Source organism: Schlesneria sp. (assembly GCF_036405755.1).
Lineage (GTDB): Bacteria > Planctomycetota > Planctomycetia > Planctomycetales > Planctomycetaceae > Schlesneria > Schlesneria sphaerica.
In genome coordinates this window covers 1-6,526 of record NZ_DASWWZ010000488.1, presented here as the reverse complement: position 1 = coordinate 6,526, position 6,526 = coordinate 1, and the positions used below count along the sequence as shown (strand labels likewise).

5 protein-coding genes are annotated in these 6,526 nt (G+C 55.5%); 1 reads left to right on the top strand and 4 read right to left on the bottom strand.

Annotated features, from left to right (window positions below):
• Positions 1-362: 362 nt before the first annotated feature.
• Together VGE80_RS16470 and metG are read right to left on the bottom strand one after the other, a co-directional pair.
• Positions 363-938 (bottom strand): DNA-3-methyladenine glycosylase I, encoded by a 576-nt coding sequence (locus tag VGE80_RS16470; protein WP_440593426.1) that lies wholly within the window; start codon positions 936-938, stop codon positions 363-365.
• A 116-nt stretch (positions 939-1,054) separates the two neighbouring features.
• Positions 1,055-3,121 carry a methionine--tRNA ligase gene (gene metG, locus VGE80_RS16465; RefSeq protein ID WP_373651918.1) on the bottom strand — a complete coding sequence of 689 codons (2,067 nt, stop codon included), beginning with the start codon at positions 3,119-3,121 and terminating at the stop codon, positions 1,055-1,057.
• 260 nt (positions 3,122-3,381) lie between these two features.
• On the opposite strand from metG, the gene VGE80_RS16460 reads away from it, so the two are divergent.
• Positions 3,382-3,789 (top strand): hypothetical protein, encoded by a 408-nt coding sequence (locus VGE80_RS16460; RefSeq protein WP_373651917.1) that lies wholly within the window; start codon positions 3,382-3,384, stop codon positions 3,787-3,789.
• Positions 3,790-4,026: 237 nt separating this feature from the next.
• Here the strand turns inward: VGE80_RS16460 and VGE80_RS16455 are convergent, their stop codons facing one another.
• Together VGE80_RS16455 and VGE80_RS16450 are read right to left on the bottom strand one after the other, a co-directional pair.
• Positions 4,027-4,794 carry an inositol monophosphatase family protein gene (locus tag VGE80_RS16455; RefSeq protein ID WP_373651916.1) on the bottom strand — a complete coding sequence of 256 codons (768 nt, stop codon included), beginning with the start codon at positions 4,792-4,794 and terminating at the stop codon, positions 4,027-4,029.
• A gap of 751 nt (positions 4,795-5,545) precedes the next feature.
• Positions 5,546-6,433 carry a serine/threonine protein kinase gene (locus VGE80_RS16450; protein WP_440593425.1) on the bottom strand — a complete coding sequence of 296 codons (888 nt, stop codon included), beginning with the start codon at positions 6,431-6,433 and terminating at the stop codon, positions 5,546-5,548.
• Positions 6,434-6,526 lie beyond the last annotated feature (93 nt).

Sequence of the window (6,526 nt, the reverse complement as noted above, 5' to 3'; positions counted from 1 at the left end):
CGTACCCCTTCAATAATCCGGATACTATCGCAGGCAAAAATTGCGGGTCGCAGACGCGATGCGGGAATGCAGCCCTTTACGTCCGCGATGTGCTGCTCGGATCGTTCAGAGGAAGCGTTGTGCACAGAGGTGCACAGGTGCGGCTCTCGCGCCGTCGTTGCGAGAATATTTCTTCAAATTCCGAAACCGCATGACGGCCCTTAGTCGACGGCTGATCCACCTCACGCTCATTCCGGGCTTAGCAGGGGGTGCCTTTCATCAGAAGCAACCGGTTGCCGGACAGCTCTCATCAGTGCCTCTGCGGATTGCCTCTGCGAATGCAGACAGCCCACTCGGCAACAGAATCATTCACGAGGTGAATCTTATTTTGGGTGAAGCTGACGATGGCGATAGCAGGTCACCAGATGATCGTTCACCATACCGACCGCCTGCATAAACGCGTAACAGATCGTGGTCCCGACAAATCGAAAACCACGTTTTTTGAGCGATTTGCTCATGGCATCCGACTCGGGAGTACTCGCCGGGACATCGGCGAGAGATTGACGCCGGTTCTGCAAAGGCTGACCGCCGACAAAATCCCAGATGAAGCGATCGAAACTACCGAATTCCTGCTGGACTTCCAGAAAGGCGGCCGCGTTGCCAATTGCCGATTGAATCTTCAGCCGGTTTCGTACGATTCCGGCGTCGCTCATCAAACTTTCGAACTTGGCCTCGTCATACCCTGCGACGACAGCGGGATCGAAATCATCGAACAGTCGGCGATAGGCGGGGCGTTTCTTGAGAATTGTGATCCAGCTCAGCCCCGCCTGGGCTCCTTCCAGGATCAGGAATTCAAACAGTAACCGATCATCGTGGACGGGAACTCCCCACTCCTGATCATGATAGGCGACGTACTCATCCCCCTGCGCCCAGGGACAACGAAATTTCTCTGACTCCATGGGGCGATTCGTCATGGCGATGAGGACTTTGCTATTGGGGGAACTGGGGGCAGAGAAAAGGACCAGAGTCCTGCTCGACTCTGGTCCGCAATCTACACGCCGATGGGCTCATCAATTTAGTGAACTCGCTGGCCCGGCTTGGCTCCGCTGTCCGGATTCAGCAGGTAAATCTCTTTTCCCCCTGCGCCTGCGGCGAGGACCATTCCTTCGCTGACTCCGAACTTCATCTTTCGGGGCGCGAGGTTAGCGCAGAAAATGACCAGACGTCCAATCAGATCTTCTGGGGCATAGGCACTCTTGATTCCTGCGAAGACATTTCGCGTCCCGTCGCCACCCATGCTCAAGGTGAGTTGCAGTAATTTGTCGGCGCCGGTGACGGCGTTCGCTGCAACGATTCGAGCGACCCGCAAATCCACCTTCGTGAAGTCGTCGATGGTGCAATGTTCGGCAAGGAGCGGTTCGTGGGCGAGCGCTTCGGGACCATCGTTCCACTGCGAGACCGGTGCGGACTCAGCAGGTTGTGCGGCACCTGCGGTTTCGGGGACGGACTGTTGACCGGCTTCAATCATGGCATTGACCTGTGCGAGTTCGACTCGCTTCATAAGGTGTTCAAACTTCGAGACCCGCGTTCCAAGCAGCGGCGTCTGAGCATCGTTCCAATTCGTAATCGGTTGCTGGAATAACTTGCCGACTTGCTCTGCGAGCGACGGCAAGACGGGGGAAAGGTACACGACAATCTGCCGAAACAGATTGAGTGTCACCGTACAGACCTGCTGCAGTTCAGCAGCCTTGCCGGGATCCTTCTTGAGCGTCCACGGGGCCGTCTGTTCGACATCCTGATTTGCCCGGTCTGCCAGTGCCATGATGGTTCTCATGGCCGCGTTGAAGTCACACGCTTCGTAAGCTGAGGCAATGGCTTCAGACTGAGCGGCGCCCTCTGCGAACAGCCCGCCGTCGTCGGGATAGACCTCTGACAATCCGGTCGCTTCGACAAATCGAGCGGTGCGACTTGCCAGGTTGACCACCTTGCCGACCAGATCCGAATTGACCTTGTTGACAAATTCTTCGAGGTTGAGATCCAGATCGTCCAGACGTGATCCCTGCTTCGAGGCGTAGTAGTAACGCAAATAGGCCGGATCGAGCGTCTGCAAGTACGTCGACGCCTGGATGAACGTCCCGCGGGATTTTGACATCTTTTCGCCGTTCACGGTGAGAAAACCGTGAATGTGGACTTTTTTCGGCAGGTTAAGTCCCGCCGTTTTCAACATGGCGGGCCAGAAGAGGGTATGGAAGTAAGTAATGTCCTTACCAATGAAATGGTGAATTTCCGTTTGGGGATTCTTCCACCAGTCATCAAGATTCTCGTTAGTACGTTCGCACCATTCTGCGGTAGACCCGATGTACCCGATCGGGGCATCAAACCAGACGTACCAGTAGTTCCCCGGACTGTCGGGGATCTCAAAACCAAAGTACGGGGCAGGTCGCGAGACGTCCCAGTTCCGTAAAGGTTCGCCGAGAAAGTGTCCCTTCAGGTAATTCGCAACTTCGTCCTGCAGATGATCACCGGATTGAGTCCATTCCGTCAGCCAGTCTCGCAGTTGCTCAATCTCGACAAACAGGTGTTTGGCGGTACGCAGTTCAGGCGTGGCTCCTGAGAGCGTGCTGACGGGGTTGATGAGATCGGCAGGACTGTACGTCGATCCGCATTTCTCACAGTTGTCGCCATATTGATCGGGGGCGTGACATTTCGGACACGTTCCCTTTACGAACCTGTCGGCGAGAAAGGTCTTCTCGACAGGGTCGAAGAGTTGGGACACGTCTTTTTCCACAATGAGCCCAGCAGACCGCAGCGCGGCCCAGACCTCGTGGCAAATCTTTCGCGTCGCGTCGCTATGCGTGCTGCCGTAATTGTCGAAAGCAATTCCAAACCCTGTGAAATCTCTCAGATGCGATTCACGCATATCAGCAATGAGCGCAGCTTCGCTACGGCCTTCCTGTCGGGCACGGATCATGATCGCGGTGCCGTGCGTGTCATCAGCGCAAATGTAGATGCACCGGTGGCCGCGCAGCTTCTGGAAGCGAACCCAGATGTCTGTCTGGATGTACTCAACGAGATGGCCCAAGTGGATGTGGCCATTGGCGTAGGGCAATGCCGAAGTCACAAGCATGCGACGTGATGTCATGCAATGTCCGTTTGAGGAATTTTGATTTGTCAGAGCCGAATCAGTATTCTATGACAAGCTATTCTAATTTCAGATTCGAACAACGGGTAGAGACCTGACTGTTTCCGTTTGATATCCTTCGTTTCCCTGAAACCCGAAGCGAATTCAAGGGGACGTTCGGGGGGGCTGCAGTCATGAGCCGGGATGCCGACGGGAATCTCGGTGCCAGCGATCGGCATCCCGGCGACGGATTGAAATATTGATGTGAAAGGTGTCGAAGGATGCGAGGGCCTGGTTACAAAACCGCAGGAGATGTCAGAAGAACCTGGCGATGCTCGCAGTGTGGACGCGAACGCAAGCTCGGAGGCGAGATCACGTCGCTTCAGTGTGACTGCCAACCCGATCGCTGGATGCAGATCGTGTCGGAACGGATCCAGACACCTCGTCCACTCCAGCGCCCCAGCGATGTCGAGCGACGTCCGATTGATTTCGGAATCGAACCAACTCCACCTCAGCCAACGCGGCCTGCCGCCACGATCATTAAGCCGGCAATCGCGCGCGACCAGGAGCCTGAGATCAAGGCAGCCGGCGCTAAACCAGAGAGTGAACTGGTTGCTCCCCCTGCCCCGGTCCCTGAAGAGATTCCCGTAGAGCCTGCTGAGGAGGAATGGGGCGAAGGAATTCTGTAGCAGGTTGCGAAGTTGCCTCACGGCTGTTTCAACGCAGGTTTTCTGTTCAGTCCCATGGCTTCGAGCCCGTACGCAATTGGAATTCGGATGCACGTGTCGTCCCACTAAGTCACGGCTCGGGCTGTCTCAACGAGCTAAAGAGTATGCGAGCCGGAGCGAGCCCGCATACGAGCGCTGCTGGTCCATACCTGGAGAAACTCAAGCGGGTTACTGCCAAACTGAGATCCGCTGGCAGGATCACACGAGAATCGGTAGTAACTCGTCGTGAATTCCAGAACCGTTTGTCGCGAGCAGGTTCGGCTGTTCGAGCTGGAACGGGGATCCATCAATCTTGGAAACACGTCCGCCCGCTTCTTCCACCAGCAGAATTCCCGCAGCCATATCCCATGGCTTCAGGCTGGTGGACCAGAATCCTTCGAGTCGTCCCGCGGCGATATAGGCGAGGTTGAGTGCCGCAGACCCGGTTCTTTGTACGGACTGAGCGTGGGGGAGCACATTGAGAAAGCGGCGGACGGCATCCTCGGATCCGGTCGTTGCGACGGGCAGGCTGGCAATGAGGAGCGCTTGTGACAACTCCGTCACCCCCGAACACCGTAGCGGACGTCGGTTCAGACTGGCCCCTTCCCCTCTGACCGCCAGAAACATCTCATCGTGCACAGGATCGAACACGGCGCCGACAATCACTTCGCCGCGGCATTCCAGACCGATCGAGACGCAGTAATACGGAAAGCCATGAACGTAATTGGTTGTTCCGTCGAGGGGATCGATGACCCACCGATACGGAGAGTCGGTGTCGGTCACCGACAGCCCTTCTTCGCCACAGAAGGCATGCTGCGGGTACCGTCCCCGAATAAAATCGAAGATCGCCGCTTGCGCAGCTTCATCCGCCTCGGTCACCAGATTCGATCGACTTTTCTCTCGAACAGTGAACTTTGAAGACCAGGCCCTCAAAACATGGCCCGCGCGTCGTGCGGCTTCTTCTGCGGTTTGGACGTACTCGAGCATGAATCCTCCGTAATTGGGTTTTCCGTTCAATTTGCTGGCAACAAGTAAAAAAAGAAAGGGCTCGCACTGAGTATTCAGTACGAACCCTTTGAATTTCAGTCATTCCTGCGATGCGGAAATTACTGAGCTGGAGCTGGAGCTTCAGCTGGCTTCGGAGCGTCGGCTGGCTTTGGAGCTTCAGCTGGAGGAGCTGGAGCGTTCTGGACAGGAGCGGCGTACGAAGGTGAACCGGTCGAGATGACGGTTGCTGGAGCAGCGCTGCAACCACCTGGGCAGCCGCCCGAAACAACGGTGGTGGAGCTGCAGCCGTTGCTGCAGGTTGGAACAGCGCTAACGGTTGAGCAGCTGTTGCAGGTTGCAACTGGAGCGGCACAGCTTACTGCTGGTGCTGCGCAGGTCGGTGCTGGACAGCAACGAGCTCGGTGATGGTGAACTCGGGCAGGACGGCATGCGTTGCGGCAGCCACGGCCGGCTTCGACCGAAGAAACAGCTGAAAAAACAACAGCAACTGCGGCCAACAGACCAAGGGCACGACTCATAAGTAAACTCCTTCAAAGCGATCACGGGTGCTGAACCTGGAGAAGCCGACCTTCGGCCCCTCCAATCCTTCCCTCGCAGTTCTGAGAAGAACTGTCGCCGAGAGACAATTTTCAAAATGTCAGATTGGGGAGAATTGTCTGATTGTCCCGTCTGGGTGGTATGCAGAATATCAGGGAGATACCGCTTGTCAAACGATAGTGGCGGTTTTGTTTTACTGACTTTGCGAATTGTGGAGTGCTTCACGCAGCGGTTTCAGCATCTGTCCCATGGTGGACCAGCGCTCATTGGGCCGCGCGGCGAGACCTTTCATGATGGTTTCCGCGACCAGAGGGTCGATACTCGGGACCAGTTTCTGAAGTTCTTTGGGGGGCAGGTTAATGTGCTGCACGACAGCTTCGAGCGTTTCTCCACCCGGCCACGGAAGCTCTTTCGTATACATCTCAAAGCAGGTCACCGCATACGCAAAGATGTCGATGCGCTGGTCGGTTTTCTGACGCTTGATGAGTTCAGGAGCCATGTAGGTTGCCGTTCCAGTACGGTTTCCTGGCGCCTGATACTCCGCGGTATTGGGGACGACGAGGCCAAAATCGATCAGCTTCGTGTTGAGCGACTGATCGACGATGATGTTGCGCGGACAGATATACCGATGAATCCAGTTTTGTCGGTGAAAGTGTTCGATGGCCTCGCCAAGTTCCACGATGAATTTCAACCGATTCTTCTTCATGACGTCGTTCTGAACGTCAATCAGATAGCTCAACGACATTCCTTCGATGAATTCCATCACGAGGAACTGTTCATTGTTCGTCGTGATTCCATGTTCGAAGGTTTTGACGATGTGGGGATGCTGCAATGTGATTGCAACCTCCCCTTCCGTCGGCTTCTTACTCTTCATTTGAGAGAAGCGGGATTCCAGTCGCTTGGTTTTCTCGATGTCGAGCACCTTCAATGCGACCGTCTTCTCTGTACGGCGGTCGGTCGCACGCCAGACTTTCGACATGCTTCCCTGACCGACGCGACTGATCAGTTGAAAGCGCGACCCGATGTCGACTTTGTTCACCTTGGGCTTGCGTTTGAGCAGCGCTTTGAGGAATTGCAACATGGGTTTCCTTGCTCCAATTTCAGCTCGCAGGTGAACAACGCGACCGAACTACACACCACAGTAATCAATGATACGAGAGATCTCTGTACGCAG

Excerpts from the sequence above, each read along its gene's own strand:
- VGE80_RS16470 (WP_440593426.1), bottom strand. The coding sequence starts at position 938 with ATGGAGTCAGAGAAATTTCGTTGTCCCTGGGCGCAGGGGGATGAGTAC.
- metG (WP_373651918.1), bottom strand. The coding sequence starts at position 3,121 with ATGACATCACGTCGCATGCTTGTGACTTCGGCATTGCCCTACGCCAAT.
- VGE80_RS16460 (WP_373651917.1), top strand. The coding sequence starts at position 3,382 with ATGCGAGGGCCTGGTTACAAAACCGCAGGAGATGTCAGAAGAACCTGG.
- VGE80_RS16455 (WP_373651916.1), bottom strand. The coding sequence starts at position 4,794 with ATGCTCGAGTACGTCCAAACCGCAGAAGAAGCCGCACGACGCGCGGGC.
- VGE80_RS16450 (WP_440593425.1), bottom strand. The coding sequence starts at position 6,433 with ATGTTGCAATTCCTCAAAGCGCTGCTCAAACGCAAGCCCAAGGTGAAC.